This is a genomic window from Serratia sp. BW106 (genome assembly GCF_002607755.1).
In the GTDB taxonomy this organism is placed as follows: Bacteria; Pseudomonadota; Gammaproteobacteria; order Enterobacterales; family Enterobacteriaceae; genus Serratia; species Serratia proteamaculans.
Genome location: NZ_MCGS01000043.1, coordinates 1 through 23,843 on the forward strand (window position 1 = coordinate 1; position 23,843 = coordinate 23,843).

Consider the following 23,843-nt stretch of genomic DNA (forward strand, 5'->3'; position numbering starts at 1 on the left):
ACCGTGGAAGCGGCAGACCAGCTGACCGCAGCGGGCACTAAGGTGCGCGTGGTCTCCATGCCGTCTACCGACGCGTTCGACAAGCAGGATGCGGCCTACCGTGAATCCGTGCTGCCGGCGGCGGTAAGCGCACGCGTGGCGGTGGAAGCGGGTATCGCGGACTACTGGTACAAGTATGTGGGCCTGAACGGCGCCATCGTGGGCATGACCAGCTTCGGCGAGTCAGCACCGGCGGAGCAGCTGTTCAAAGAGTTTGGTTTCACCGTGGAAAACGTGGTGGCCAAGGCGCAGGCACTGCTGAAGTAAGCCGTAAGTAGGGGCACCGCATGCTGCGCCCTGAACATGATGACGATAACCCGGCAATGCCGGGTTTTTTATTGCCTAAAAATCGGCCAACCTCACAAAACCCGAAGATAAAAAATCAACGGCGTTGCTTAGGAACACTTATTAACTATATGTTAATTTTTAGTTTCTTAAATGTAACCAGGAGTTGATCATGTTGACAAGAATCGGCGCGTCGGTGGTGGCGATGGCGGTACTGGGTGCAGTGCCTGCTTACGCTGAATTTCCGGCCGGCTATCCAGCCGACTATCAGAAAATTGTGGACGGCGCGAAGAAAGAAGGCAAGGTGGTGGTGTACTCCACTACCGATACCAAGGCTGCCGGCCCGCTGATCCAGGGGTTCGAAGCGCAGTATCCGGGCGTGAAGGTCGAATACAACGACATGAACAGCACCGAGCTGTACAACCGGTATATCAGCGAACAGGCGGCGGGAGGCACCAGCGGCGATGTGGTATGGAGTTCGTCGATGGACACCGCGCTGAAGCTGGCGACCGACTATGCGCAGGAATACGCTTCGCCGGAGCAGGGTCAACTGCCCAAGTGGGCGGTATGGAAAGAGAAAGCCTACGGTACCACCTACGAGCCGGTAGTTTTCATCTATAACAAACGGCTGATCCCGCAGGGGGATGTGCCGGACTCGCACGCCGCGCTGGCCAAGCTGATCGCCAGCCAGACCGACAAATTCAAAAAGAAAGTCACCACCTATGACATTGAAAAGTCAGGGCTGGGTTTCATGCTGTCGGTGCAGGACTTCAAGGCCGATCCTCACTATTTCGCCACGCTGGCTGAGGTCGCCAAAGGGGGTCTGGCGGTGCAATCCTCCACCGGTACCATGATGGAAAGGGTGTCATCCGGTGAGAACCTGATTGGTTTCAACATCCTGGGCTCCTACGCCGAGGCCCGCGCCAAAACCGATCCTTCTCTGGGCATCTCTTATCCGAAGGATTACACCCTGGTGCTGTCGCGCGTGTCCTTTATCAGCAAAGAGGCGGCCAACGCCAATGCGGCAAAACTGTGGCTTAACTATGTGCTGTCGGAAAAGGGTCAGAGCATTCTTGCCAATCAGGCCGACATTCCTTCGATTCGCAATGATATTGAAGGCAAAAACGACATTGAAGGCATGACCAAAATGCTTGGCAATGCGTTGAAACCGATCCCGGTAGATGAAAGCCTGCTGGAGTATCTGCAACCGGCCAAACGCCTGGATTACATCAAGCAGTGGCGTACCGCCGCAGCAAAATAACACAGGATACGGACGCGCGTCTGCCATTGTGGCGCGCGCCCTTTGGTCGTCGTCGTTTACAACCATCGGGATATATTATGGAAGCATGGCGCAGAAAGTGGCAGAGCCTGCCGCGCGGCTTGGTGGTGCTGATAACCGCACTGGTTATCTATGTGCCGTTGTCGTTTATCGTAATTCAAAGTTTCCTCTCCGCTCCCTTTTTCTCCCCCTCCAAGGTCTTCAGCCTGGAGGCGTTCCAGTTTATTTTCACCGATCCGGACTTTTACAAGGCGCTGAAAAGCGGGTTTATTCTGGCTTTCGGCCTGGTGGTGATCGCCATTCCGCTAGGGGGTATTCTGGCCTTTTTGATGGTCAGAACCGATTTGCCGGGCCGGCGTTTTATTGAGCCGCTGATCCTGGTGCCGATCTTTGTCTCGCCGATGGTTCTGGGCTTTGGCTACGTGGTGGCCGCCGGGCCGGTCGGCTTCTTTTCGCTGTGGGCGGAAGCGCTGTTCGGCTTTGTGCCGTGGAATATCTACTCGATGCCCAGCATCGTGGTGATCGCCGGGTTGACGCACGTACCGCACGCCTATCTTTATATTTCCTCGGCCTTGCGCAGCGTCGGCTCTGACGTGGAAGAAGCCGCACGAACGGCGGGGGCCTCGCCTTTGCAGGTGATGACCGCGGTCAGTTTGCCGATGGTGCGACCGTCGATTTTGTACGCCGGGGTACTGCTGTTTTTCCTCGGGCTGGAAGTGTTTGGCCTGATGTTGGTGCTGGGCGATCCGGAAGGCAACCTGGTGCTGGCGACCTACCTGTATCAACTGACCAATAAGCTGGGCACGCCGTCTTACCATCTGATGGCGGCGGTGGCGGTGGTGCTGATCTGCATCACCATACCGCTGGTGATGTTACAGCGCCGTCTGATGCGCACCGCTAACCGCTTCGTCACCGTCAAGGGCAAGGCGTCGCAGGCGCGGGCGCTGCCGCTGGGTAAATGGCGTTGGGTTGCCGGTGCAGTAGTGGTGTTCTGGCTGACGGTGACCATCGGCGTACCGCTGGTAGGGGTAGTGCTGCGCGCCTTTATCTCCAACTGGGGCGTGGGCGTTTCAATCTGGGACGAGCTGTCGCTTAATACCTTCCGCACCATTTGGCAGCAGCCGAACCTGCTGCGGGCGATCGTCAACTCGATGGCGATTGGGGTGTTCGGCGGCGCGCTGGCGGTGGTTTGCTACCTGTTTATCGGCATTGCCATGCACCGCAAACCCGACGGTGCCACCCGATTCCTCGATTACAGCGTGCTGGTGCCGCGTGCGGTGCCCGGCCTGCTGGCGGGGCTGGCGTTCCTGTGGGTGTTCCTGTTCCTGCCGATGTGGCTGGATAAGTCTTTGAAAGAGGGCTGGTTGTCGGCGTTGCCGGTGGCCGAATGGCTGCGGGAGCACCTGATCGTCTGGTTGCGGTCTTTGCGCAGCACCATCTTCAGCGTCTGGCTGGCTTACACCGTGGTGTGGATGGCTTATGGCCTGCGGCTGATCTCTTCGACGCTGCTGCAGGTGGGCCCGGAGCTGGAAGAGGCGGCGCGCAGCGCTGGCGCGACCCGGGGACAGATCACCCGTCACGTCACCATTCCGCTATCGCGTTACGGCCTGATTGGCTCGTGGCTGCTGATGTTCCTGATTTTCGAACGTGAGTATTCCACCGGGGTGTATCTGTTGTCTCCGGGTACCGAAACCATAGGCTCGATGCTGGTTTCCCTGTGGGCGGCGGGCGCCATTGATATCGTTGCCGCGCTCTCGTTTATTAACATCCTGCTGGTGGTGTTGGGTCTGGGTATCGCCCTGCGCTTTGGAGTGAAATTACATGATTGAACTTTCGGTAGAAAACCTGCATTTGACCTACGGCGACAACCCGGTGTTGAAGGGGGTCTCGATGGACTTAAAGCGCGGCGAGGTGGTTTCACTGTTGGGGCCGTCGGGCAGCGGTAAAACCACGCTGCTGCGTGCGGTCGCCGGGCTGGAGAAACCGAGCCAGGGGCGCATTATCATCGGCAGCAATACCGTTTACGACGGCAGCGCGCGCAGCGAAATCCCGGCGGAAGAGCGCAATCTGGGGCTGGTGTTTCAGTCCTACGCGCTGTGGCCGCATAAAACCGTGTTTGAAAACGTCGCCTACCCGCTGAAATTACGCAAGGTCGCCTCGGCGGAAATCAACCAGCGGGTGCAGGGCGTGCTGGACCAGCTTGGGCTGGGGCAATTGGGCAAGCGTCATCCGCATCAGTTGTCCGGTGGCCAGCAGCAGCGCGTGGCGATTGGCCGGGCGCTGGTGTACAACCCGCCGGTGATCCTGCTGGATGAGCCCTTGTCGAATCTCGACGCCAAGCTGCGTGAAGAGGCGCGGGTGTTCCTGCGTGAGCTGATTATCAAGCTGGGGCTTTCGGCACTGATGGTGACTCACGATCAGAACGAGGCGATGGCGATCTCCGATCGCATCCTGTTGCTCAACAACGGAAAAATCGAACAACAGGGCACGCCGCAGGAAATGTACGGTTCGCCGTCGACCCTGTTTACCGCCGAGTTTATGGGCAGCAATAACCGTCTGCACGGCAAGATCAGCGAGGTGAGTGAGGGCAAGGCGCGCATCGAAGGCAAAGACTGGACGCTGTGGGGCATGGCGGGTGCAGGAGTAAAAGTCGGCGAAGAAGCTACGGCGGTGATCCGTGTAGAGCGCGTGCGCCTGGGGGATGATCCGCAGGGCAATCAGCTTGAGTTGCCGCTGCTGACCAGCATGTATCTCGGCGACCGTTGGGAATACCTGTTCCGTACCGTTGCCGAAGATTTTGTGGTACGCGCTTATGGCACTGAAGTGCGTGGTCAAACCCTGTGTCGGCTTTCCCTGCCGGCCGAGCACCTGTGGATTTTCCCTAAAATTTAAGGCTGCGAGCCTGGTTATTGTCAAAATATCTGGCGCACGACCAAGGATTGGCTATGAAAAAGTGTGCGCCAGATCATCTTATTCTCGCAAAGTGTCGTTCCGTTGTCGGGCAGGCTGCCGCACCTGTTCCTTTTGCTAAAACTTTGGTTTATGCTCGGCTGAAGCGTTTCAGTTGTGACAGTGTTCAACAGAAACGGCGGAGTGAGACCGGTGAAACAGCGCCGGACCGAAGGAATAATGTGATGTGCCGATTCACAGCAGGTGGTGCGCTAAAGTACTCTATGCGGGTTAGCTTGGTAACCAGTCAGCGCCCTCTTGAACACGGTGAGTATGCCCGGTGAGAGAAGGCCCTTTTTCAGGAGCAGCATGACAATCCGCATAGCGATAAACGGCTTTGGCCGCATAGGCCGCAGCGTTTTACGCGCACTGTATGAATCGGGACGAAGAGCGGAAATTTCCGTGGTGGCGATCAACGAATTGGCGAATGCCGAGGGGATGGCCCACCTGCTGAAATATGACTCCAGCCATGGCCGCTTTGCCTGGGATGTCCGCCAGGAATGCGACATGCTAACCGTCGGGGACGACACCATTCGTTTGCTGCATCAGCCGGCGGTGGAACAGCTTCCCTGGGGCGAGCTGGGCGTCGACGTGGTGCTGGATTGCAGCGGTGTGTACGGCAGCCGGGCGGATGGCGAAGCCCATCTGGCGGCGGGGGCGAAAAAAGTGTTGTTCGCCCACCCTGGCGGTAACGATCTGGATGCTACTATTGTGTTTGGGGTCAACCATCAGACGCTACTGGCAGAACACCGCATTGTTTCCAATGCGTCATGCACCACCAACTGCATTATTCCGGTGATCAAGCTGCTGGACGATGCCTACAGCATCGAATCGGGCACCCTGACCACCATTCACTCTTCGATGAACGATCAGCCGGTGATAGACGCCTATCATCAGGATTTGCGGCGTACCCGCGCGGCGAGCCAGTCGATTATTCCGGTCGACACCAAGCTGGCCGCGGGCATTACCCGCATTTTTCCGCAGTTTTGCGATCGTTTCGAAGCGATTTCGGTGCGCGTGCCAACCATCAACGTGACGGCCATCGATCTCAGCGTCAGCGTTAGCTCGGCGGTGAAGGTGGCAGAGGTCAACCAGCTGTTGCAAATGGCCGCACGGGGATCATTTCGTGGTATAGTTGACTATACGGAACTACCATTAGTCTCGATCGATTTTAACCATGACCCGCACAGCGCTATCGTCGACGGTACGCAGACCCGGGTCAGCGGTCAGCACCTGATCAAGACCTTGGTCTGGTGTGATAATGAATGGGGCTTTGCCAACCGGATGTTGGATACAACACGGGCAATGGCCGCTAGCGGTTTCTAGTACGGCGGCATTGGCATGACCGATGCGCCGCCCAGGCAACTTTATAGTTTATAGAGAATCAACCAAGAGGGTTCACCATGTCTGTAATTAACATGTCCGATCTGGATCTGGCCGGTAAACGCGTTCTGATCCGCTCCGATCTGAACGTTCCAGTGAAAGACGGTAAAGTGACTTCCGATGCACGTATCCGTGCCTCCCTGCCGACTATTGAAGCTGCGCTGAAACAAGGCGCCCGCGTGATGGTAACTTCCCACCTGGGTCGTCCTACCGAAGGCGAGTACAACGAAGAATTCTCCCTGCTGCCTGTTGTCAACTATCTGAAAGACCACCTGAAAGCTCCGGTTCGTCTGGCTAAAGACTACCTGGAAGGTGTTGACGTTGCAGAAGGTGAACTGGTCGTGCTGGAAAACGTCCGTTTCAACAAGGGCGAGAAAAAAGACGACGAAACCCTGTCCAGGAAATATGCGGCGCTGTGTGACGTGTACGTGATGGACGCCTTCGGTACTGCACACCGTGCGCAGGCTTCCACCCATGGCGTGGGCAAGTTCGCCCCAGTCGCCTGTGCGGGCCCGCTGCTGTCAGCAGAACTGGAAGCCCTGGGCAAAGCGCTGAAAAGCCCGGCTCGTCCGATGGTTGCCGTGGTGGGCGGTTCTAAGGTTTCTACCAAATTCGATGTGCTGAACTCGCTGGTGAAAATCGCCGATACGGTGATCGTGGGCGGCGGTATCGCCAACACCTTCGTGGCTATCGATAACAACGTTGGTAAATCCCTGTACGAACCTGACTTCGTCGATGCAGCGAGAAAACTGCGTGACGAGTTTAAAATTCCGGTTCCTACCGATTCTCGCGTAGGCACGGAGTTCTCTGAAACTGCCCCTGCTACCTTGAAAAAAGTCAGCGAAGTGAAAGATGATGAAGAGATCATGGACTTCGGTGACGAAACCGCGCTGGCTATGGCCAAGTTGCTGAAAGAAGCCAAAACCATTCTGTGGAATGGCCCGGTTGGCGTATTCGAGTTCCCTAACTTCCGCCGGGGCACCGAAATTGTCGCACGCGCTATCGCAGAGAGTGATGCATTCTCTATCGCTGGTGGTGGTGATACGCTAGCGGCTATCGATCTGTTCGGTATTGAAGATAAAATCTCTTATATCTCTACCGGCGGCGGTGCTTTCCTGGAATTTGTGGAAGGTAAAGCGTTACCGGCAGTAGTCATGCTGGAAGAGCGCGCCAAGCAGTAATTCAGACAGCGGGAGGCGAAAGTCGCCCGTTTATTTTATACCGCGTGGCTTAGGCGGCGCGGCATGAAAAAATCGATTTACATCCATCTACGGCCGACGAAACAGGACAAAGTAACATGTCTAAAATTTTTGATTTCGTAAAACCGGGTGTCATCACTGGTGATGACGTTCAGAAAGTATTCGCAGTAGCTAAAGAGAACAACTTTGCTCTGCCAGCAGTGAACTGTGTAGGTACCGACTCTATCAACGCCGTGCTGGAAACAGCCGCGAAGGTACGTGCTCCGGTTATCGTTCAGTTCTCTAACGGCGGTGCCGCGTTTATCGCCGGCAAAGGCGTGAAGACTGACGTTCCACAGGGTGCAGCAATTCTGGGCGCTATCTCCGGTGCACACCATGTTCACCAGATGGCTGAGCATTACGGCGTGCCGGTTATTCTGCACACCGACCACTGTGCGAAGAAACTGCTGCCATGGCTTGACGGCCTGTTGGACGCTGGCGAGAAGTATTTCGCGACTACCGGCAAACCACTGTTCTCTTCCCACATGATCGACCTGTCTGAAGAGTCTCTGGAAGAAAACATCGAGATTTGCAGCAAATACCTGACTCGCATGGCGAAAATCGGTATGACCCTGGAAATCGAACTGGGTTGCACCGGTGGTGAAGAAGATGGCGTGGACAACAGCCATATGGACGCATCCTCCCTGTACACTCAGCCAGAAGACGTGGCTTACGCTTACGAAAAACTGAATGCGATCAGCCCACGCTTCACTATCGCGGCGTCCTTCGGTAACGTGCACGGCGTTTACAAGCCAGGCAACGTGAAACTGACCCCGACTATTCTGCGTGATTCTCAGGACTATGTTTCCAAGAAATATAACCTGCCGCACAACAGCCTGAACTTCGTGTTCCACGGCGGTTCTGGTTCTAGCGATGCAGAGATCAAAGAGTCCGTAGGTTACGGCGTGATCAAAATGAACATCGATACCGATACCCAATGGGCAACCTGGGACGGCATCCTGCAGTACTACAAAAAGAACGAAGGCTATCTGCAAGGCCAACTGGGTAACCCAGAAGGTGCTGACAAGCCGAACAAGAAATACTACGACCCACGCGTATGGTTGCGTTCAGCCCAGACTTCGATGATTACTCGTCTGGAACAGGCTTTCAAAGATCTGAACGCAGTAGACGTTCTGTAATCTCGGTTAGCTGCTGATATCAAGGCTCCCCTCGGGGAGCCTTTTTCGTTTCTAGCTCAGCAGGCTGGCGCCAACGTTAATTGACAGCCCCAGGATCACCAGGTTGAAGACAAAGGAAATCACCGATTGCAGCAGGGCGATTTTGCGCACTTCGGCCGCGCCGACCGCCACGTCGGCGGTTTGCGACGCCACGGCAATGGTGAACGAGAAATAGGCGAAGTCCCAATAGGTCGGTTCTTTGAGATCGCCGGGAAACAGCAACGGCAGCGGATCTTGCTGTGCGTCCTGACGATAAAATTGATGAGCATAGTGCATGGTGAATGCGGTGGGCAGCAGTAGCCAGGACACCACCAGCGTGGCACCGGTCAGCACCAGATGCAGCGTTTTCAGCGAGTCGCTGACCTGCTTGGCGGTACTCAGCTCGAACAGAATCGACAGAATGCTCACCAGACAGCCGATGCTGACCAGCGCCAGCACCATGCTGGCACTTTCATCCTGCCTGCGGGCGAGCTGGCGGATGTGCTTCGGCGTACTGATCAGCATCAGCCGCCAGAGAGACAACAGATAAATCCAGGCCAACATGTTCCAGCCGAGCATCAATCGTTGCAATTCATTGAGCCGGTGCGGCAGCAGCAGATAACACAGGATACCCGCAGCGACGGAAAGCAGCAGCCTGGGGCGGACCTGCCAATAGTGTTTAATCGATGAGGAAATGTGCATAACGAGCGAAGTTCCTTATCCTGATAAAGGTGATAGCGCTGTGTTCAGCATAGAGGAAGTTCGGCTATTTTTACCGCTTACGGTTGGCATGCTGCGGAAATGTTGGTTAACCTAGGGCGGTGGTTTCCGACTGACGCCCTATGTCAGTCTTTTTTGCGAGTTTATCCCCTTAGGGAAAAGTTAGGACGACACGAATGAAAGATCTGAACGTAGTAGACGGCATCAACGGTGCCGGTAACTGGCTGGTGCAGAACCAGGATTTATTGATTCAGTATGCGGTGAACATCGTCGCGGCGATCGTTATTTTCATCATTGGTTCGATCATTGCCCGTATAGTCAGCAATGCGGTAAACCGGGTGATGAAGCTGCGCGGCATCGATGCCACGGTAGCGGATTTCCTGTCGGCCATGGCGCGTTACGGCATTCTGGCCTTCACCTTTATCGCTGTGCTGGGGCGCGTTGGCGTACAGACCACCTCGGTGATCGCCGTGCTGGGTGCCGCCGGTTTGGCCGTCGGTTTGGCGCTGCAGGGCTCGCTGTCCAACTTCGCCGCAGGCGTATTGCTGGTAGCCTTCCGTCCACTGCGTGCCGGTGAGTATGTTGATCTGGGCGGCGTAGCCGGTACCGTCGACCAGGTGCAGATTTTCTCCACCACGCTGCGCACCGCAGACAACAAAACCATCGTGGTACCGAACGGTAAAATCATCGCCGGTAACATCATCAACTATTCCCGCGAGCCGAACCGCCGTGTGGATATCGTGGTCGGCGTGGCTTATAACGCCGATATCGATGTGGTGAAAAAGGTACTGGGCGATGTGATCGCCGCCGACAAGCGTATCATGCACGCCAAAGGCGTGACCGTGCGTCTGAACGAGATGGCGCCTTCTTCACTGAATTTCGTGACCCGCTCTTGGACCACCAATGCCGAGTATTGGAACGTGTACTTCGATCTGATGGAGAACTTCAAGCGCGCGCTGGATGCCAACAACATCGGTATTCCGTTCCCGCAGATGGACGTTCATCTGTATCGCAACGATGCGACCACCGCGAAAGCGGAATAACGAACAGGGGCCCAGGCCCCTTTTTTATTGCTGGCCGAGACGACATCACTGAGATGGGTCTCGGCTTTTTTATTGGGTCAATTGGGTAATGCAGAATCAACCGCAGGTGCCAGGCGGTGTAAACTGAGTCTGTAGAGCAGGAAGATGGCGGCAGAGCCCACCAACACCGGCAGCGCCAGCCAGATAAAGAACACTTCAGAGGAACCCGCAGCGGCAATCATCCAGGCTCCGAGCATCGAACCGACGATGGAACCGAAGCGGCCACTAGCCATCGCCCAGCTTACCCCGGTGACGCGAGCCGCAGTGGGGTAGATAGTGGCGGAAACCAGATTCAAACCGTTCTGCGCGCCGGCCACGCCGAAACCGATGAGGAACACGGTGGCGGCCAGCGTATAGACATCACCCATCAAATAGCCGGTGGCACCGACAACCAGCGCTGCACCCAGGTAGGACAAGGCCAGTACCCGGTAAGGCCCAACGCGGTCCATCAGCAGCGCCATCAGGATGGCCCCGAGAGTGCCGCCCAGTGGCACCATCGCCCCAATGCGTGATGCGTGAACGATATCGTAACCGGCATCCTGGAGAATGCTCGGCAGCCAACTGGTGAGTTGGTAAAACACGAACAGCGAGCAGAAGAAGGCCAGCCACAGCAGCAGGGTACGCACCGCGCGGCCTTCGATGAACAGGTGCGATATCGGCGATCTGACCTGCGTTGGGCGCTCGTCATCAATAATCGCCACGCTAGCCCAGCTTTTACCAGTAATGCGTTCGACCACCAGACGTAACCTATCGGCATGTTTTGGGCTGGAAGTCATAAAGCGCACGGACTCGGGCATCTGCCAGGCCAGCAATGGCAGCAGCAACAACGGCACAATACCACCGAGCATCAGTACGCCACGCCAGCCGAACGCCGGGATAATCTGCCCGGCAAGCAGACCGCCCAGAGCCAGACCGGCGGTGAAACCGCTCCAACTCAGGGTGACCATGATCATCCGCCGACGTGCCGGGGAGTACTCCGAACTGAGGGTGATACAGGTGGGCATTGCGCCACCCAAACCAATACCGGTGATTAAACGCAGCAGGGTCAGCGACTCGATGGAATGGGTATAGGCCGAGGCCAGGGTGCCCCCGCCAAAGATCAGTATCGAGACCAGCAGCACGCGTTTGCGGCCAATGGCATCGGCGACCGGCCCGAAGATCAGACTGCCGATTAACAGGCCCAGCAACCCCGCGCCGAAGGCGGGAGACAACTGTGCAGGCAGCAGACCCCACTCTTCACGCAGGGCAGGGGCAATGTAACCAATGACCGCGGTATCAAAACCGTCCAACAGGACGATCAGAAAGCACAGGCTGAGGATCAGGATCTGGTAAGGCGAGATCTTCGCGTTGTCGATGATCTCACTGATACGAGCGGTGTTTTGGCTCATGGAGGTTCCACTTGAATAGACGAGTGTGGAGCTGGCTGGAGGGCAATGTAGGCGTCAGGTTCTTGCTGAAACGGGCCTGATCCAAAGCCGCTTTGGCTTGCATGGCGTAGAGCCCCGAGTATACACCAGAGCCTGGGGCTTGCGGAGGATGCAGTAGGGGGAGATGTTGATGAGTTTTTCAATGGTAAGAAGCTTAACCGCTGTCTCCATCGTTTCCGCATCTTCGATGCTCATACTCAGGGACAGGCGCTACTGGGAATAATGTTCCTGAAAAAACCAGGAGGATGACGTCTTGGCCACCTCCTGGCGTTTCTAAAATGCTGATATTTAGCTTACGAATTTGCTGAAAACGACGGTAAAACATCCTCAATCAGTTCCTGTAATACCTCTTTCGCCGGGCGCTTGCTTGGCTTGAGATTCAGCGCGATATGAGATACGCCAACGCTCTCCTGCTGCTTCCAGTATTCCATCAGGGTGTTTCGGCCCGCGCTCATGAATACATTATTGAACAGGCGTAAAGGTTCATCCGGGTTTTCACTTAAATCCAGGAAGTTCGAATAGCCAAACGGATGCCATGTCTTGCCATCTCCAAGTTCGGCAATTTCATTCACGATATCACCCGAGCGTTTAGGATCAACGCCATGCCAAATCCAGGCATCAGATTGATTGGCGAACCAGGACATCTCCTGACGGGCACGGCCAATGGTGATCATTGGCAGGCGTGGAACGGTCGGTTTTGGCACTAAATCAATCCCGCCGTTGAAGTTGCCGTAATATTCTGTCGAGCCTTTGGGGAAACTGTTTTCAGTCAGCAGACGAACAACATCCCATGCTTCTCTGAAACGATCGGCTCGATTGTTAAATTCATAACCAAAGGCTGGATACTCAACCGGACGGTCACCACTCGACATTCCCAGAAGAAAGCGCCCACCTGACAGACGATCCACACTCGCCGCTTGCTTGGCGGTAAGCACAGGATTACGCAGTGGAGATACAATCCCGGCACTGCCTAATGCGATATTTTTGGTGATCGCAGCGAGGTAGCCTAAATCTACCATCGGATCATAGACCTGACCGACATCACCAAAATTAGGATCGTAGAAAGGAACATCGCGTACCCACAAGGCAGAAATCCCACCCTCATCGGCCATTTGCGCTAATTCGCGGTGATCGTCCATATTTGGAATCGGGCCTTCAGGATATCCTTTAAAGGGGGCAATAAGACCAAAGGTCAGTTTACCCGGCTGAAATACACGTTTGAAAGCAGTATGTTGTTGGAGGTGCAGCGGCAGTGTAAGTTTTGACATATTAATACCTGCTAATTAGTTTAATTAAGTCTGTCGCAACACAATAAAGCAAAAATTCGGGAATGTGCTTCCCATATGACGGGACGGAATTGCTCATAAGGATTTTAAATAAAGGCAGCTCGCTATATGAACGGGTTTGGTATATTGATAATTAAAGATAATTTTGGTGTGTTGCACGCAGGTGTTACTATCAGAATTAATATAAACATGTCATTAATGCTGGCGCAGTTAAATAAAAAACAAGTATGTAATCAACGCCCTTTCCAGGGGACGCCGTTGCTTTGCCAGTCTTCCGCAATCATGTCAACAAAACCACGAATTCTTGGGGATAAATGGCGTTTACTGGGGTAAATAATTCTTACTGGCTCAGGTTCCGTTTTATACTCGGTGAGAATGGCTGTCAGTTCTCCCTTTTCGAGAGACTGAAATACCAGGTAGTCAGGAAGCTGTATGATACCAAAGCCGGAGATAGCGGAGGAGAGCATGGCCTCTGAACTGTCGATATCCATACGGCCTGGGCCGTCGTAAATGAAATACCCCTCTGGTGTCTGATAGCGCCATGAACGACGTTTTTCAGCACTGCGTAAGAAGATGATGTCGTGTCTGGATAGATCTTCCGGCACAACAGGGACACCGTGCAGGGAAAGGTATTCCGGCGAAGCGCAGGTGACCATGTGCTGAGTGGCGATAGTTCTGGTCAGTATCCGCGAGTCATCTTTCGGCTCTCCAATGCGGATGGCAATATCGAATCCTTCCTCGATCAGGTCAACATAGCGATCGGTAAAAACGATATATGCCCGCAACTCAGGCCACTTTTTCAAAAAACTGTCGATAACAGGAAGTATGTGACGCTGTCCCAGCGATAATGGTGCCGTCAGGCGAAGCGTTCCGGTGGGCTTTTCCCTGCGCAGAGCCATGGTTGCATCAACTTCCTCCAGGTCTTCCAGTATTTGCTTACAGCGATCGTACATAATCCGCCCCTCTTCCGTCAGACTGAGCTGACGAGTGGTCCGGTTAAGTAATCTCACGCCCAATTGTGCTTCCAGGCGTGTAATGCTTTTGCCGATAGCTGAACGAGAAAGACCAACGCTTGGCGTGGCACGGGTGTAACTCCCGGCGTCAACGGCTGCGACGAAGGCCGCAATATCACCAATACGATTCAGTTCCATCATTTTACTCTTTGAGTGAAAGCCTGTGTTTCCCGTGATATGGGAAGCACATTCCCCAAATTATCGATTAATCTTCGCATTAGCTTAACAACATGTCGTTAATAGGGCAGTTTTATTTTTGTAGCTCTGCTCCAGGTACATCAATGCCGTTTCTACCGCGTTCAGAACGGGCTGGCATTATGGGCTTTGATCGGCTCTTGGCTGACAGGATGAACAAAATGCAGCTCACTGGCGTGCAGCATCAGCCGCGGGGTCTGTTCGGTACCCGGCAGCAGGCGACCGCCATACAGGTCACAGCCCAAAATAGGGTGGCCCAACTGCTGGCAGTGGATGCGCAGTTGATGGGTACGCCCGGTTTCCGGGGTTAGCTGTATCCGCGTCAATGGCAGTGATCTCCCGTCTTCCAACTCGTGGTAAAAGCGTTCAATGACCCGATAGCCAGAGCGAGCTGGCTTGCCGTGGATGGCGCAAATCGACATCAGCGGGAACAGCGCCGGATCTTTGGCAATCGCTGCGTCTATCACCCCTTCGTTGTCGTCCAGATGCCCACACAGCAGTGCGCTGTACACTTTGGTCACTGTGCGCTGGCTGAACTGTTGGCAGAGGGCGGCATTGATAGCCTTATTGCGGGCAATCACCATCAGCCCGGAAGTGCCGAAATCCAGGCGGTGGATCAAAGTACAGCCGGGGAATTGCTGTACCAGCCGATGATGCACCGAATCGAGATTTTGCGGATTCTTCCCCGACAGGCTGAGTAACCCGGTGGGTTTGTTGATCAGCACCAGACTCTCGTCCTGATAGAGGATCTCGATCTGGTCATGGCACGGTGGGGCAATAAAGGTATCGATAATCTTGGACATCAGGCCAACCAGAGGGAGAGTGGGTGCGGATGATAACGAATTTTAAACCGACAGGCGAATGACGACGGTTTTGGTTCAGAGCGTCCTGTGGGCTGCCACGGGCAGCTTGGTATCATGAGCGGATGTTTTCAACATCATGGTGCGTTGATAATCCCTATTTATTCCATATATTACGGTGTTATGTTCCAGTCTGACATGCACCCATTATTCTTGCGGGGTTGTAAGTCAGATTAACGTCCCTCCGTAGACAGTGGCATAATGATCTGAATAACTGACAGGAATCGTAGCTTCTGGGCAATCATCATAAACGGACTTAATCATGACAAAAATATTGGTTCTGATACTACTATCAGCCACTGTGGCCGGCTGTTCCCCTCTGACCCCCAAAGATTGCAAGAAAACGGGTGCGCTTGTTTCATGCACTTACGACCGCTCTGGTAAAGTCACTGATAAAGATATCTATGGTGAGCAAGCGTCTGGCCTTAAAAAGGCCCTGGATGCTGCGCTTACAAAACCCCATGCCTGGGATGGTAAAAGATGTAATGTGCATCTGGATTTCAAAATTGATGGCACCCTTCAGAATTTCATCATAAAGAGCGGAGATAAGGATTATTGTGATGCCCTGGCCGAAGCTGCCAAGCGAGCCAAATTCCCAGCATTTGCTGACCAGCATGTTTACGATGTTATGGGGTCTGCGCGCTGGAATATGCACGGCCAACCATAAATAGAAATTTATTTTTCGTATTATCACCACAAATAAGCAGATCCCGGTTAAACGTTTATGGCCGGTTCTTATGGGAAATAAAATGGAAGCGGGTCACTAGGCCGACATTATTAGCATGGTGAGCGGCTAATACGGTACCCACGCTGAACGCCACTGCCGGTGACCTGCATTACTGTTAATGATTTCCTGAGCTAATAGTTAGCTAATTATTGCCTAGGAAAGCATTAATTATTATGAATTTGATTGAAAATCCTCAATTATTTTCTGATTATAGTCATCCAGATAATTCTGTAGTTCATCCCTGTCGATCAAACGAACCATTGCAGATTCAGCCAGCTCTTTTGCAGACTTGGTAAAATAAGAATTTGTAACTACCATTGCTTCATCGCAGCCGTAAAACGCTTTCGCGGAGATCACTTGCTGTACTGCAGAGTTACCTACAGAGCCAGAGTAATTTTTCGCTTGAATGACCATGTTTTTATCAAACCGAGTAACGAATAGGTCCGCTCCTTGATCTTGAGTTCTCTTGGTTTCCTTAACGTCATATCCCATAGTCTGGAAAATCTCGACCAGGAAATCTTCAAACTGAAACCCATCCATTGCATCAACCAAATACATAGTGACAAATTTGTTCGGATTGAAATGCTCAAGTCGAGTAGCTAACCTATCAACTAGAATGTCAAAATAGATATTTTCGCATATAGATAGATAGTTTTTAATATTAGAAAATGAGATCAATGGCACGCTGGGAGTGGTTTCTGAATCATTATTAAACTCTATCGATGAAAAGTTTACTTTATTTTTCCAAAGATAGAAAAAGAATAATGAGAGGTCAGCCCGAAAGGTTGTGCCAGCCTCTTCTATCCATGACTTTAAAGATTCGGTTAGAGTAGGTTTAATATGCCTCTTGACCTCCTTAGCAAAACCAGAATAAAGAGCATTAAATGATGTTGTCAGTAGAAGTTTATCCAATAATACAGGTAATTGTTCAAGCTCGTTGAAACCTTTCCTGGCGAGCACTTCTCTGAAGAGGCTTAATTCCGAGTAAATACCATTATCTTCTGGATAATCTCTTTCTGAATTTTTATCATGAGAGAATCTGGATGTATAAATGAAATTTGTAAAGTATGGATCTTTAAAGCTGGAATATTTTTCCAAAACATTCCCCAGTAACTGGTTGAGCTGCGATTGCTCTTTCTTTTTTCCAAATAAGTCTTTCAACATACCTTTTGATTGGTATTGAAACTCTGGATAGAAGGCCGGGTTAAGGGGAGTCATCTGTTGTATATCAGATTCCGACTCTGGTGTTGGTGAGGTTCTGGTACCCCATGGCGATGATGTAACTGTCATCATTCCGGAACACCATGGACAGTTAACTTCGAAGGAGGTTTTATTACATGAATAACATTGGTAAATCATCAGAATTTCCCTATTACTCCGCTCAAAACACTATCTAGCAGATAGAATTAATTTTTGCGTTTCCATTAGTATAGAAATTCAGTTTAGACCAAATCGTCATTGGTAATCCAGGCACTTTCTAACCAGTTTTCGCCAGACGCCGAAGCATCTGGTGAAACCTATTGATACTAGAAGAAAGTCCCTGCTAACCCAATCTACTGCCCATAGTAAGCATTCTTGCCGTGCTTACGCAGGTAGTGTTTATCCAGCAGCGCGGGCTGCATGCTGCCGATGCCTGGCGTCAGCTGACGCGAGAAAATCCCCATATAGGCAATTTCTTCCAGCACCACCGCGTTGTGCACCGCGCTGTGTGCGTCCTTGCCCCAGGCAAAGGGACCGTGTGAGTTGACCAGCACCGCCGGAATGGCGTTCGGGCTGATGCCACGGCGACGGAAGGTATCGATAATCACCTTGCCGGTCTCCAGTTCGTAATCATGCGCAATCTCGGCCTCGGTCATTAGCCGGGTGCAGGGAATGGCACCGTAGAAGTAGTCGGCGTGGGTGGTGCCCCAGGCGGGGATGTCCAGCCCGGCCTGTGCCCAGATGGTGGCGTGGCGCGAATGGGTGTGCACGATGCCGCCAATATCGGCAAATTCGCGGTACAGCGCCAGGTGGGTGGCGGTGTCCGAAGAGGGTTTTTTGCTGCCCTCGACGGTTTGCCCACTGGCAAGGTCGACCACCACCATGTCCCCGGCCGCCATGTGTTCATATTCCACGCCGGAAGGCTTGATCACCACCAGCCCGCGTTCGCGATCCACCGCGCTGACGTTGCCCCAGGTGAAAGTCACCAGATTGTGGCGCGGCAGGTCGAGGTTGGCTTCCAGTACCTGTTGCTTCAGTTGCGGCAGCGTTAGCATGTCATACCCCCTTGTTGCATTTTTTGTTCGATCCAACGGCGTGCCTGAACGATTTCGGCCACCGGCTCTTCGGCTTTTTCGGTCCACATTTCAATCAGGAAAGCACCGCGATAGTTAAGCTGTTTCAGCGTGCGGAACACGGCGACAAAGTCGACACAGCCTTCGCCAAAGGGCACATCGCGGAACTGTCCCGGCGAGCTTTCGGTGACCGGATAGGTGTCTTTCAGATGGATGGCGGCAATGCGATCAATACCCAGCGCCAGCTCCTGCGCCACGTCATTACCCCAGGCGCTGAGATTGCCGACGTCCGGATAGACCGTGAACCACGGCGATGCCAGGCAGGCGTCCCAGGCTTTCCACTTGCTGATCGAGTTTATAAACGCGGTGTCCATGATCTCCACTGCCAGCATCACCTGGGCGGCGGCGGCGCGTTCGACCGCCCATTGCATGCCTTCGGTAAAGCGGGCGAGGGTGCTTTCGTCCTGCTGCTCGTAATAGACGTCATAACCGGCGAGCTGAATGGTGCGGATACCCACGTCCTTCGCCAGTTGAATCGCCTGTTCCATCACCTCGAAGGCGCGCTGGCGCAGCGCATCGTCATGGCTGCCGAACGGAAAACGGCGGTGACCGGACAGGCACATCGACGGGATGCTGATGCCGGTTTCCAGCATGGCGCTGACCAGCGACAGCCGCTGTTCCTTGCTCCAGTTCAGGCGTGCCAGCCGTTCGTCACTTTCATCCACCGACATTTCGACAAAATCAAAACCGCAGGCCTTGGCCAGTGCCAGCCGCTCGGGCCAGGTCAGGTGTTTCGGCAAGGCTTTTTCATAGATTCCCAACGGGTGCTGGCGCATATCAACTTCTCCAGATGTCATCAATGACGGTGCGGAACTGACCGGCGGCGGCCAGCGGATCGGCGGCCTCCGCCAGCGCCCGGCCGACGATAAAGGCAGTGACGGCGATGTCTTTAAACAGCGGTAAATCGGTCGGTGTGATGCCACCGGTAACCGACAGCTCAATGCCCAGCTCCGACAGGGCTTTCATCAGATCCAAATCTTGTTGGCTCCAGGTTTGCCCGCTGGCCTGCGCGTCGCGGCCACGGTGGTAGATCGCCTGGCGGATACCGAGTTCGCGCCACTGCCGGGCGTCGTCCAGCGTCCAGCGGCCGAACAGCTCAATCTGGATCTCCCCCTGGTGTTGTTGCGCCACTTCCAGCGCACTGGCCATGGTGGCTAACGGGGCGGCGCAGATCACCGTCATCCAGTTGGCACCGTGGCTGAAGGCCTGCTGCGCCAGCGTGCCGCCGGCATCGGCTACTTTCAGGTCGGCCACCAGCGTATGTTGCGGGCAGCGTTCACGCAGCGCGCTCACCGCCTGAATACCGGCGCTGATGCATAAAATGGTACCGGCCTCGATGATGTCGACGTGCGGTTGCAGGCGGTCTGCCGTCTGCAGGGCGGCGTCCAGCCGGGTGTGATCGAGCGCCAGTTGCAGGCGCGGTTTATTGCTCATAGAGCCTCCTGACCGGGTTGATTGAGCGTTTGCAGCGTTGCTACCAGCGCCTGATAACGCTGATATTTTTTACCGTAAGCCTCTGCGGCGGCGGCATCCGGCAGCACCCGTTCGATACGCGGTGCCAACGCCCGCTGGGCAGCGGTGAAATTGCTGAAGGCGCCGCTGCCGACCATCGCTGCCATGGCCGCACCCAGGCAGCCGGTTTCTTCCACCTGCGGCAGTTCCACCGGCAGGCCGCTGACGTCGGCGAACATTTGCATCCAGGGAGCGGATTTGGCCGGGCCACCGGTGACGCGCAGAGCGGTGGCCGCAGGGAAGCGTTGCCGCATGCGGGTAAGGTGGGTCATATGGCAGAACACCACGCCTTCGTAAATTGCCTGCACCAGATGTTCGCGCTGGTGGAAGGCCTGCAGACCGTGGAAGCTGGCGCTCAGGCCCAGCCCGGCGTTGGAGCCGTACAGGAAGGGAACAAACAGCAGGCTGCTGTCGGCCTTCGGCAGCGTGGCTACCCAGTCGTTGAGCTGGGCGTAGTCCTGCAAGCCCCATTGGCGGCAGAACCATTCCAGGTTGGCGGCCGAGGTCGGGCTGGCTTCGTGCACAATGTATTGACCGGCTTCAGCGTGGCGGCCATAGACAAACGGGTAGTCGAACCCTTCGGTGATTTTGTCGGTAATGCCGCTGGTGACCGACCAGGTGCCCATCACCGCGTTGAGCCGCGTTTCGTCCCGCAACCCAGCACAGAGAGCGGTGGACACCACGTCGAACAGCCCGCCGACTACCGGCGTACCCGCCAGCAGCCCGGTTGCCGCCGCAGCGGCCGCGTTAACTCGCCCGGTGATCTCACCTGAACCCACTATCGGTGGCAGTGCCGGCATGATGTCGCCGATGCCCAGCAGCTGTGCCAGCGCCGGGTCATAGCGGCCAGCGGCCATCTGGTACAGGTTGGATTCGGAGATATTGGTTTCTTCACAGGCCAGCTCGCCGGTCAGGCAGTAGCGCAGGTAATCGTGCGCCATCAGCACGCTGCCAATCTGGCGATAACGTTCCGGCTGATGCTGCCGAACCCAACGCAGTAACGACACCGGGTGACCGGTCCACAGCGTTTGCCGGGTCTGCGGATACAGCGCTTGCGGCACGCCCTGTTTTTGCCATTCCTGCACCAGCGTCAGCGCACGCTGATCGGAAGACAGCATGGCGTTGCCCAGCGGCAGCCCCTGCTTGTCCAGCAGAAACGCGCCTTTGCCCTGCGCCGAGATGCCGACCGCCTGAATATCTCCGGCGGTAATCTGGTTGCGGGTCAGCAGCTCACGGATCACCTCGGCAGCGGTGTGCCACAGCGCAGGCATCTCCCGTTCCGCCCAGCCGGGCTGGGGCGAGATAATCTCCAGGTTGCGGCGAGCGATACCCAGCTCAGCGCCCTGACGGTCATACAGCCCGGCCTTGATAAAGGTGCCGCCGCAGTCCAGTCCCAGCCAATAGTCCATTATTCGGCCCTCGCACTTTGGTCGCATTTGTTCGGCAGCATCAGCGCCAGTACCGAGGCGATGGCCAGCGATACCGCCAGGCTGTAAACGCCGACGTCCTTGCTGAACAGGCTGATCAATACCCCGACCATATAGGGGCCACAGAAGCCACCCAGATTACCCAGCGCGTTGATCACACCGCGTGCGCCACCGGCGACTTCGGCGTTGAACAGTTTGGGTGGAATGGTCCAGAACACCCCGGCTGCCGCCTGGATGAATACGCCGCAGCCGACCAGCGCGGCATAGGACCACCAGATGTGATCCTTCAACAGCACTGATAGCGCCATACAGATGGCGAAGCAGGCCAGCGGCAGTGCGACGAAGATTTTGCGTTTACCGGTACGATCAGAAAGTGAGGAAATCACCAGCATGCCGAAGATGGCGCCGATATAAGGCAGGATCGCCAACATTCCCACCTGCTCCATATTGCCGTTGGTCAACCCCTTGAGGATGGTGGGCAGCCACAGGGTGTAGCCATAAATCCCGGTTTGGTAGAAGAAGTTCACCAGGATCAGTTGCCACATGATCTTGTCGCCCAGTACCCGGCGCAGCGAGGCGTTGCGAACCGTTTTGCCTTTGATCAGCAGTTGTTCGTCATGCAGCGTTTTGATCAGGTAGTCTTTTTCCGCTGCTGAAATCCACCTGGCCTCCTGCGGGCGGTTGCTGATGGTGAAATACCACAGCACCATCACCACCAGCGACAGCGCGCCTTCCACCAGGAACAGCATGCGCCAGTCCCAGACGGTGATGATCCAGCCGGACAGCGGGGCGGTGAGAATACCGGCAATCGGCACGAACATGATGACGATGGCATTGGCGCGCCCGCGTTCCTTGTCCGGGAACCAGTTGCTGATCATGGTCAGCACCACCGGCAGCATGCCGCCCTCTGAGACGCCCAGGGCAAAGCGCAGGAACAGCAGTTGGTACTGGTTACTGACCAGCCCGGTCAGCACCGAAATGATCGCCCAGGCCAGCAGCGACCAGCCGATGAATTTTTTGCCGTTGCCGTACACCGCCAGCTTGCCGCCGGGCACCTGCAGGAACAGATAACCGATAAAGAAGATGCCGCCGGCCAGCCCGGCCATCGAGGCGGTGATACCCAGCTCGGCATCCATGCCGCCGGGCATGGCGAAGGCGATATTCACCCGGTCCATATAGGAAATGATGCAGGTAATCAGGATCGGCGGCACGATCCGTAACCAGCGTAATTTAGGGATCGCCTGGCTTTGAGTGACAGAAACAGAGGCAGTGTTCATATGTACACCTGTAGAGTCAGATTTTATTGTTTTGGTGGTTTAAGGCGTAGGGGCGCCCGCAACGGCCCGCAGGCCGATGTTTTTTATCTTTAATTTCTTTGCTGTCGGTTAGGCGCTAAATAATTCCAGCGGTATTTTCACCACCACTTTACGAATAGCGCCGGGCTGTTGATTAATGCAGGCCGGGCGATGAACGTCCTGCGGGAAAAATACCGCAAAGTTACCGGGCTGCAGGGTTAACCAGGATTCATCCGCGACCTCCTGATAAAAAATGATGTCGCGCTGCGCCAGTAACTCCTGGTGGATCAGGTTATCGCCGCGATCTGCCGCCACGCCGATCAATTCGGTGCCGCTGACCAGAAACTGCACGTCGACATTTTTGCGGTGCACTTCAGGCCGCAGATCGCTCGGCTGCTGGGTATGCAGATCCAGCACCTGCACCACGTAGCCGGTGGCGGGATCCTGATAGCGTCCGGCGGGCAGGGCGCTGAAGTCGGTGCTTTGCAAATAGGCGATGGCGCTAGCCACCGGTGCCGGATACTGCTCCGGTGAGGTATGGGCGATATGGCCGAAGATCATGGTTATTCTCCTGTTACAGCGCCTGAATGCGCGCCCAGATGCGCTCATCCACCGGGATGCCGTCACGCATGTTTTCTGCATGAATGCGCGGGAATTTATGGCCCGGCAGGCGGATAGCCACTTCCGGGTTATCACGTTCGGCGCTGGTGATGTAGTCCATGATGCGCTGCAGTTTTGCATCGCGAGTGGCACCGTCGATCAGCCGTTCGATCTCTATGGCGATAAACACCTGCGACACGCCGTACTCATCGCGGTTGTCTTCGGTCACTTCCGCCACCGAAGAGCCGCCGGACAGCAGGGTGGCGATCATATCCAGCACGATAGACAGCGCCGATCCTTTCCAGTAGCCCATCGGCAGAATGCGCCGGTTTTCTTCAATGGTGGCAGGATCGCGCGTCAGCTGACCGTCATTGTCAAAGCCGCCGTCCACCGGCAGGGTTTTGCCCGCCAGCCGGTTCAGCTCCAGCGCGCCATAGGAGAACATCGACATCGACATATCTACCATGGTGATTGGGTTGCCCGGTACCGCCACGATCAACGGGTTGGTGCCGATACGGCACTCTTTGGCCCCCCAGGGTGGCATCACGGCTGCCGAATTGGTCCAGCAAATGCCGATATACCCTTTCTCCGCCGCTTGCCAGCCGTAGCCGCCACCGCGCATCCAATGGTTGGCGTTACGCAGGGCCACCAGGCCGATGCCGTGACTGTCGGCTAACTGCATGGCGCGATCCATCATTTTGCGGGCGGTGAGGTTACCGATGCCCTGATGGGCGTCCCACTGCTCAATGGCACCCAGCGACAGCAGCTTGCTGGGTTCGGCGTCCGGCACGATATCACCCGCGTCCAACTGCTGGATAAAGCGTGGGAAACGGTTAACGCCGTGGGAGTAAACGCCGCTGGCGGAGGTGTCGGCGAACATACCGGCACAGTCATCGGCGGTGGCTTCGGCCACGCCCCGCGCCAGAAGTACGCGTTTGAATTGCTGTTTCAGATCGGGGTAACTCACTCTCATGCTGATTCTCCGCTACGGCGCATTTGTTTGTTTTGTGTTCTTTAAATTTCATTATGCGAAATT

Annotated in this window: 22 protein-coding genes; 9 read left to right on the plus strand and 13 right to left on the minus strand. The window is 55.1% G+C overall.

Features of this window, described 5'->3' with window-relative positions; genetic code table 11:
• The 7 genes from BEI65_RS23340 to fbaA form a co-directional block, all read left to right on the plus strand.
• Positions 1 to 306: transketolase C-terminal domain-containing protein (locus tag BEI65_RS23340; protein ID WP_304528411.1), on the plus strand; the 306-nt coding region annotated here is incomplete at its 5' end.
• 190 nt (positions 307 to 496) lie between these two features.
• On the plus strand, positions 497 to 1,585 hold the full coding sequence (locus tag BEI65_RS23345) for an ABC transporter substrate-binding protein (RefSeq protein WP_099065296.1): 1,089 nt from the start codon (positions 497 to 499) through the stop codon (positions 1,583 to 1,585).
• 77 nt (positions 1,586 to 1,662) lie between these two features.
• Positions 1,663 to 3,432, plus strand: a complete 1,770-nt coding sequence (locus BEI65_RS23350; RefSeq protein WP_099065297.1) for an iron ABC transporter permease — start codon at positions 1,663 to 1,665, stop codon at positions 3,430 to 3,432.
• Positions 3,425 to 4,495, plus strand: coding sequence for an ABC transporter ATP-binding protein (locus BEI65_RS23355; RefSeq protein WP_099065298.1), 1,071 nt, complete (start codon positions 3,425 to 3,427; stop codon positions 4,493 to 4,495). The genes BEI65_RS23350 and BEI65_RS23355 overlap by 8 nt, the downstream gene beginning before the upstream one ends.
• Positions 4,496 to 4,861: 366 nt before the next feature.
• Positions 4,862 to 5,878 carry an erythrose-4-phosphate dehydrogenase gene (epd, locus tag BEI65_RS23360; protein ID WP_017893895.1) on the plus strand — a complete coding sequence of 339 codons (1,017 nt, stop codon included), beginning with the start codon at positions 4,862 to 4,864 and terminating at the stop codon, positions 5,876 to 5,878.
• Between the two features lie 77 nt (positions 5,879 to 5,955).
• Positions 5,956 to 7,116 carry a phosphoglycerate kinase gene (gene pgk / locus BEI65_RS23365; protein ID WP_099065299.1) on the plus strand — a complete coding sequence of 387 codons (1,161 nt, stop codon included), beginning with the start codon at positions 5,956 to 5,958 and terminating at the stop codon, positions 7,114 to 7,116.
• Between the two features lie 116 nt (positions 7,117 to 7,232).
• Positions 7,233 to 8,312 carry a class II fructose-bisphosphate aldolase gene (gene fbaA, locus BEI65_RS23370; protein ID WP_099065300.1) on the plus strand — a complete coding sequence of 360 codons (1,080 nt, stop codon included), beginning with the start codon at positions 7,233 to 7,235 and terminating at the stop codon, positions 8,310 to 8,312.
• 51 nt (positions 8,313 to 8,363) lie between these two features.
• Here the strand turns inward: fbaA and BEI65_RS23375 are convergent, their stop codons facing one another.
• Positions 8,364 to 9,032, minus strand: coding sequence for a DUF1345 domain-containing protein (locus BEI65_RS23375; RefSeq protein WP_099065301.1), 669 nt, complete (start codon positions 9,030 to 9,032; stop codon positions 8,364 to 8,366).
• A 194-nt stretch (positions 9,033 to 9,226) separates the two neighbouring features.
• On the opposite strand from BEI65_RS23375, the gene mscS reads away from it, so the two are divergent.
• A complete protein-coding gene (gene mscS, locus BEI65_RS23380) occupies positions 9,227 to 10,093 on the plus strand; it encodes a small-conductance mechanosensitive channel MscS (protein WP_085118980.1) in 867 nt (288 codons plus the stop codon).
• A 77-nt stretch (positions 10,094 to 10,170) separates the two neighbouring features.
• On the opposite strand, the gene BEI65_RS23385 is transcribed toward mscS, so the two are convergent.
• From BEI65_RS23385 to BEI65_RS23405, 4 genes are all read right to left on the minus strand, one after another.
• On the minus strand, positions 10,171 to 11,520 hold the full coding sequence (locus BEI65_RS23385; protein ID WP_099065302.1) for an aromatic acid/H+ symport family MFS transporter: 1,350 nt from the start codon (positions 11,518 to 11,520) through the stop codon (positions 10,171 to 10,173).
• Between the two features lie 332 nt (positions 11,521 to 11,852).
• Positions 11,853 to 12,827 (minus strand): LLM class oxidoreductase, encoded by a 975-nt coding sequence (locus BEI65_RS23395; RefSeq protein WP_099065304.1) that lies wholly within the window; start codon positions 12,825 to 12,827, stop codon positions 11,853 to 11,855.
• A 251-nt stretch (positions 12,828 to 13,078) separates the two neighbouring features.
• Positions 13,079 to 13,996 carry a LysR family transcriptional regulator gene (locus BEI65_RS23400; RefSeq protein WP_099065329.1) on the minus strand — a complete coding sequence of 306 codons (918 nt, stop codon included), beginning with the start codon at positions 13,994 to 13,996 and terminating at the stop codon, positions 13,079 to 13,081.
• A gap of 161 nt (positions 13,997 to 14,157) precedes the next feature.
• On the minus strand, positions 14,158 to 14,856 hold the full coding sequence (locus tag BEI65_RS23405) for an RluA family pseudouridine synthase (protein ID WP_099065305.1): 699 nt from the start codon (positions 14,854 to 14,856) through the stop codon (positions 14,158 to 14,160).
• A 319-nt stretch (positions 14,857 to 15,175) separates the two neighbouring features.
• Between BEI65_RS23405 and BEI65_RS23410 the strand changes: the two genes are divergently transcribed.
• Positions 15,176 to 15,580: a cell envelope integrity TolA C-terminal domain-containing protein gene (locus BEI65_RS23410; protein ID WP_099065306.1), complete on the plus strand. Its 405-nt coding sequence runs from the start codon at positions 15,176 to 15,178 to the stop codon at positions 15,578 to 15,580.
• Positions 15,581 to 15,811: 231 nt separating this feature from the next.
• Here the strand turns inward: BEI65_RS23410 and BEI65_RS23415 are convergent, their stop codons facing one another.
• The 8 genes from BEI65_RS23415 to yiaK all read right to left on the minus strand — a co-directional run bounded on the left by BEI65_RS23415 (position 15,812) and on the right by yiaK (position 23,780).
• Positions 15,812 to 16,999, minus strand: coding sequence for a restriction endonuclease (locus BEI65_RS23415; protein ID WP_099065307.1), 1,188 nt, complete (start codon positions 16,997 to 16,999; stop codon positions 15,812 to 15,814).
• A 194-nt stretch (positions 17,000 to 17,193) separates the two neighbouring features.
• Positions 17,194 to 17,895, minus strand: a complete 702-nt coding sequence (gene araD / locus BEI65_RS23420; protein WP_099065308.1) for an L-ribulose-5-phosphate 4-epimerase — start codon at positions 17,893 to 17,895, stop codon at positions 17,194 to 17,196.
• Entirely contained in the window at positions 17,889 to 18,749 is an 861-nt protein-coding gene (locus BEI65_RS23425) for an L-ribulose-5-phosphate 3-epimerase (RefSeq protein WP_099065309.1), read from the minus strand. Before BEI65_RS23425 ends, araD begins: the two co-directional genes overlap by 7 nt.
• Before the next feature lies 1 nt (position 18,750).
• Positions 18,751 to 19,407, minus strand: a complete 657-nt coding sequence (gene ulaD / locus BEI65_RS23430) for a 3-keto-L-gulonate-6-phosphate decarboxylase UlaD (protein ID WP_099065310.1) — start codon at positions 19,405 to 19,407, stop codon at positions 18,751 to 18,753.
• Positions 19,404 to 20,894 (minus strand): FGGY-family carbohydrate kinase, encoded by a 1,491-nt coding sequence (locus BEI65_RS23435; RefSeq protein ID WP_099065311.1) that lies wholly within the window; start codon positions 20,892 to 20,894, stop codon positions 19,404 to 19,406. The genes ulaD and BEI65_RS23435 overlap by 4 nt, the downstream gene beginning before the upstream one ends.
• Positions 20,894 to 22,189, minus strand: coding sequence for an MFS transporter (locus tag BEI65_RS23440; protein ID WP_099065312.1), 1,296 nt, complete (start codon positions 22,187 to 22,189; stop codon positions 20,894 to 20,896). Before BEI65_RS23440 ends, BEI65_RS23435 begins: the two co-directional genes overlap by 1 nt.
• Positions 22,190 to 22,297: 108 nt before the next feature.
• A complete protein-coding gene (locus BEI65_RS23445) occupies positions 22,298 to 22,768 on the minus strand; it encodes a YhcH/YjgK/YiaL family protein (protein ID WP_099065313.1) in 471 nt (156 codons plus the stop codon).
• A 13-nt stretch (positions 22,769 to 22,781) separates the two neighbouring features.
• On the minus strand, positions 22,782 to 23,780 hold the full coding sequence (gene yiaK, locus BEI65_RS23450) for a 3-dehydro-L-gulonate 2-dehydrogenase (RefSeq protein WP_099065314.1): 999 nt from the start codon (positions 23,778 to 23,780) through the stop codon (positions 22,782 to 22,784).
• Positions 23,781 to 23,843 lie beyond the last annotated feature (63 nt).

What these genes read in the sequence shown, in the direction of transcription:
- BEI65_RS23345 (WP_099065296.1), top strand. Translation starts at nt 497, where the DNA reads ATGTTGACAAGAATCGGCGCGTCGGTGGTGGCGATGGCGGTACTGGGT.
- BEI65_RS23350 (WP_099065297.1), top strand. Translation starts at nt 1,663, where the DNA reads ATGGAAGCATGGCGCAGAAAGTGGCAGAGCCTGCCGCGCGGCTTGGTG.
- BEI65_RS23355 (WP_099065298.1), top strand. Translation starts at nt 3,425, where the DNA reads ATGATTGAACTTTCGGTAGAAAACCTGCATTTGACCTACGGCGACAAC.
- epd (WP_017893895.1), top strand. Translation starts at nt 4,862, where the DNA reads ATGACAATCCGCATAGCGATAAACGGCTTTGGCCGCATAGGCCGCAGC.
- pgk (WP_099065299.1), top strand. Translation starts at nt 5,956, where the DNA reads ATGTCTGTAATTAACATGTCCGATCTGGATCTGGCCGGTAAACGCGTT.
- fbaA (WP_099065300.1), top strand. Translation starts at nt 7,233, where the DNA reads ATGTCTAAAATTTTTGATTTCGTAAAACCGGGTGTCATCACTGGTGAT.
- BEI65_RS23375 (WP_099065301.1), bottom strand. Translation starts at nt 9,032, where the DNA reads ATGCACATTTCCTCATCGATTAAACACTATTGGCAGGTCCGCCCCAGG.
- mscS (WP_085118980.1), top strand. Translation starts at nt 9,227, where the DNA reads ATGAAAGATCTGAACGTAGTAGACGGCATCAACGGTGCCGGTAACTGG.
- BEI65_RS23385 (WP_099065302.1), bottom strand. Translation starts at nt 11,520, where the DNA reads ATGAGCCAAAACACCGCTCGTATCAGTGAGATCATCGACAACGCGAAG.
- BEI65_RS23395 (WP_099065304.1), bottom strand. Translation starts at nt 12,827, where the DNA reads ATGTCAAAACTTACACTGCCGCTGCACCTCCAACAACATACTGCTTTC.
- BEI65_RS23400 (WP_099065329.1), bottom strand. Translation starts at nt 13,996, where the DNA reads ATGGAACTGAATCGTATTGGTGATATTGCGGCCTTCGTCGCAGCCGTT.
- BEI65_RS23405 (WP_099065305.1), bottom strand. Translation starts at nt 14,856, where the DNA reads ATGTCCAAGATTATCGATACCTTTATTGCCCCACCGTGCCATGACCAG.
- BEI65_RS23410 (WP_099065306.1), top strand. Translation starts at nt 15,176, where the DNA reads ATGACAAAAATATTGGTTCTGATACTACTATCAGCCACTGTGGCCGGC.
- BEI65_RS23415 (WP_099065307.1), bottom strand. Translation starts at nt 16,999, where the DNA reads ATGATTTACCAATGTTATTCATGTAATAAAACCTCCTTCGAAGTTAAC.
- araD (WP_099065308.1), bottom strand. Translation starts at nt 17,895, where the DNA reads ATGCTAACGCTGCCGCAACTGAAGCAACAGGTACTGGAAGCCAACCTC.
- BEI65_RS23425 (WP_099065309.1), bottom strand. Translation starts at nt 18,749, where the DNA reads ATGCGCCAGCACCCGTTGGGAATCTATGAAAAAGCCTTGCCGAAACAC.
- ulaD (WP_099065310.1), bottom strand. Translation starts at nt 19,407, where the DNA reads ATGAGCAATAAACCGCGCCTGCAACTGGCGCTCGATCACACCCGGCTG.
- BEI65_RS23435 (WP_099065311.1), bottom strand. Translation starts at nt 20,894, where the DNA reads ATGGACTATTGGCTGGGACTGGACTGCGGCGGCACCTTTATCAAGGCC.
- BEI65_RS23440 (WP_099065312.1), bottom strand. Translation starts at nt 22,189, where the DNA reads ATGAACACTGCCTCTGTTTCTGTCACTCAAAGCCAGGCGATCCCTAAA.
- BEI65_RS23445 (WP_099065313.1), bottom strand. Translation starts at nt 22,768, where the DNA reads ATGATCTTCGGCCATATCGCCCATACCTCACCGGAGCAGTATCCGGCA.
- yiaK (WP_099065314.1), bottom strand. Translation starts at nt 23,780, where the DNA reads ATGAGAGTGAGTTACCCCGATCTGAAACAGCAATTCAAACGCGTACTT.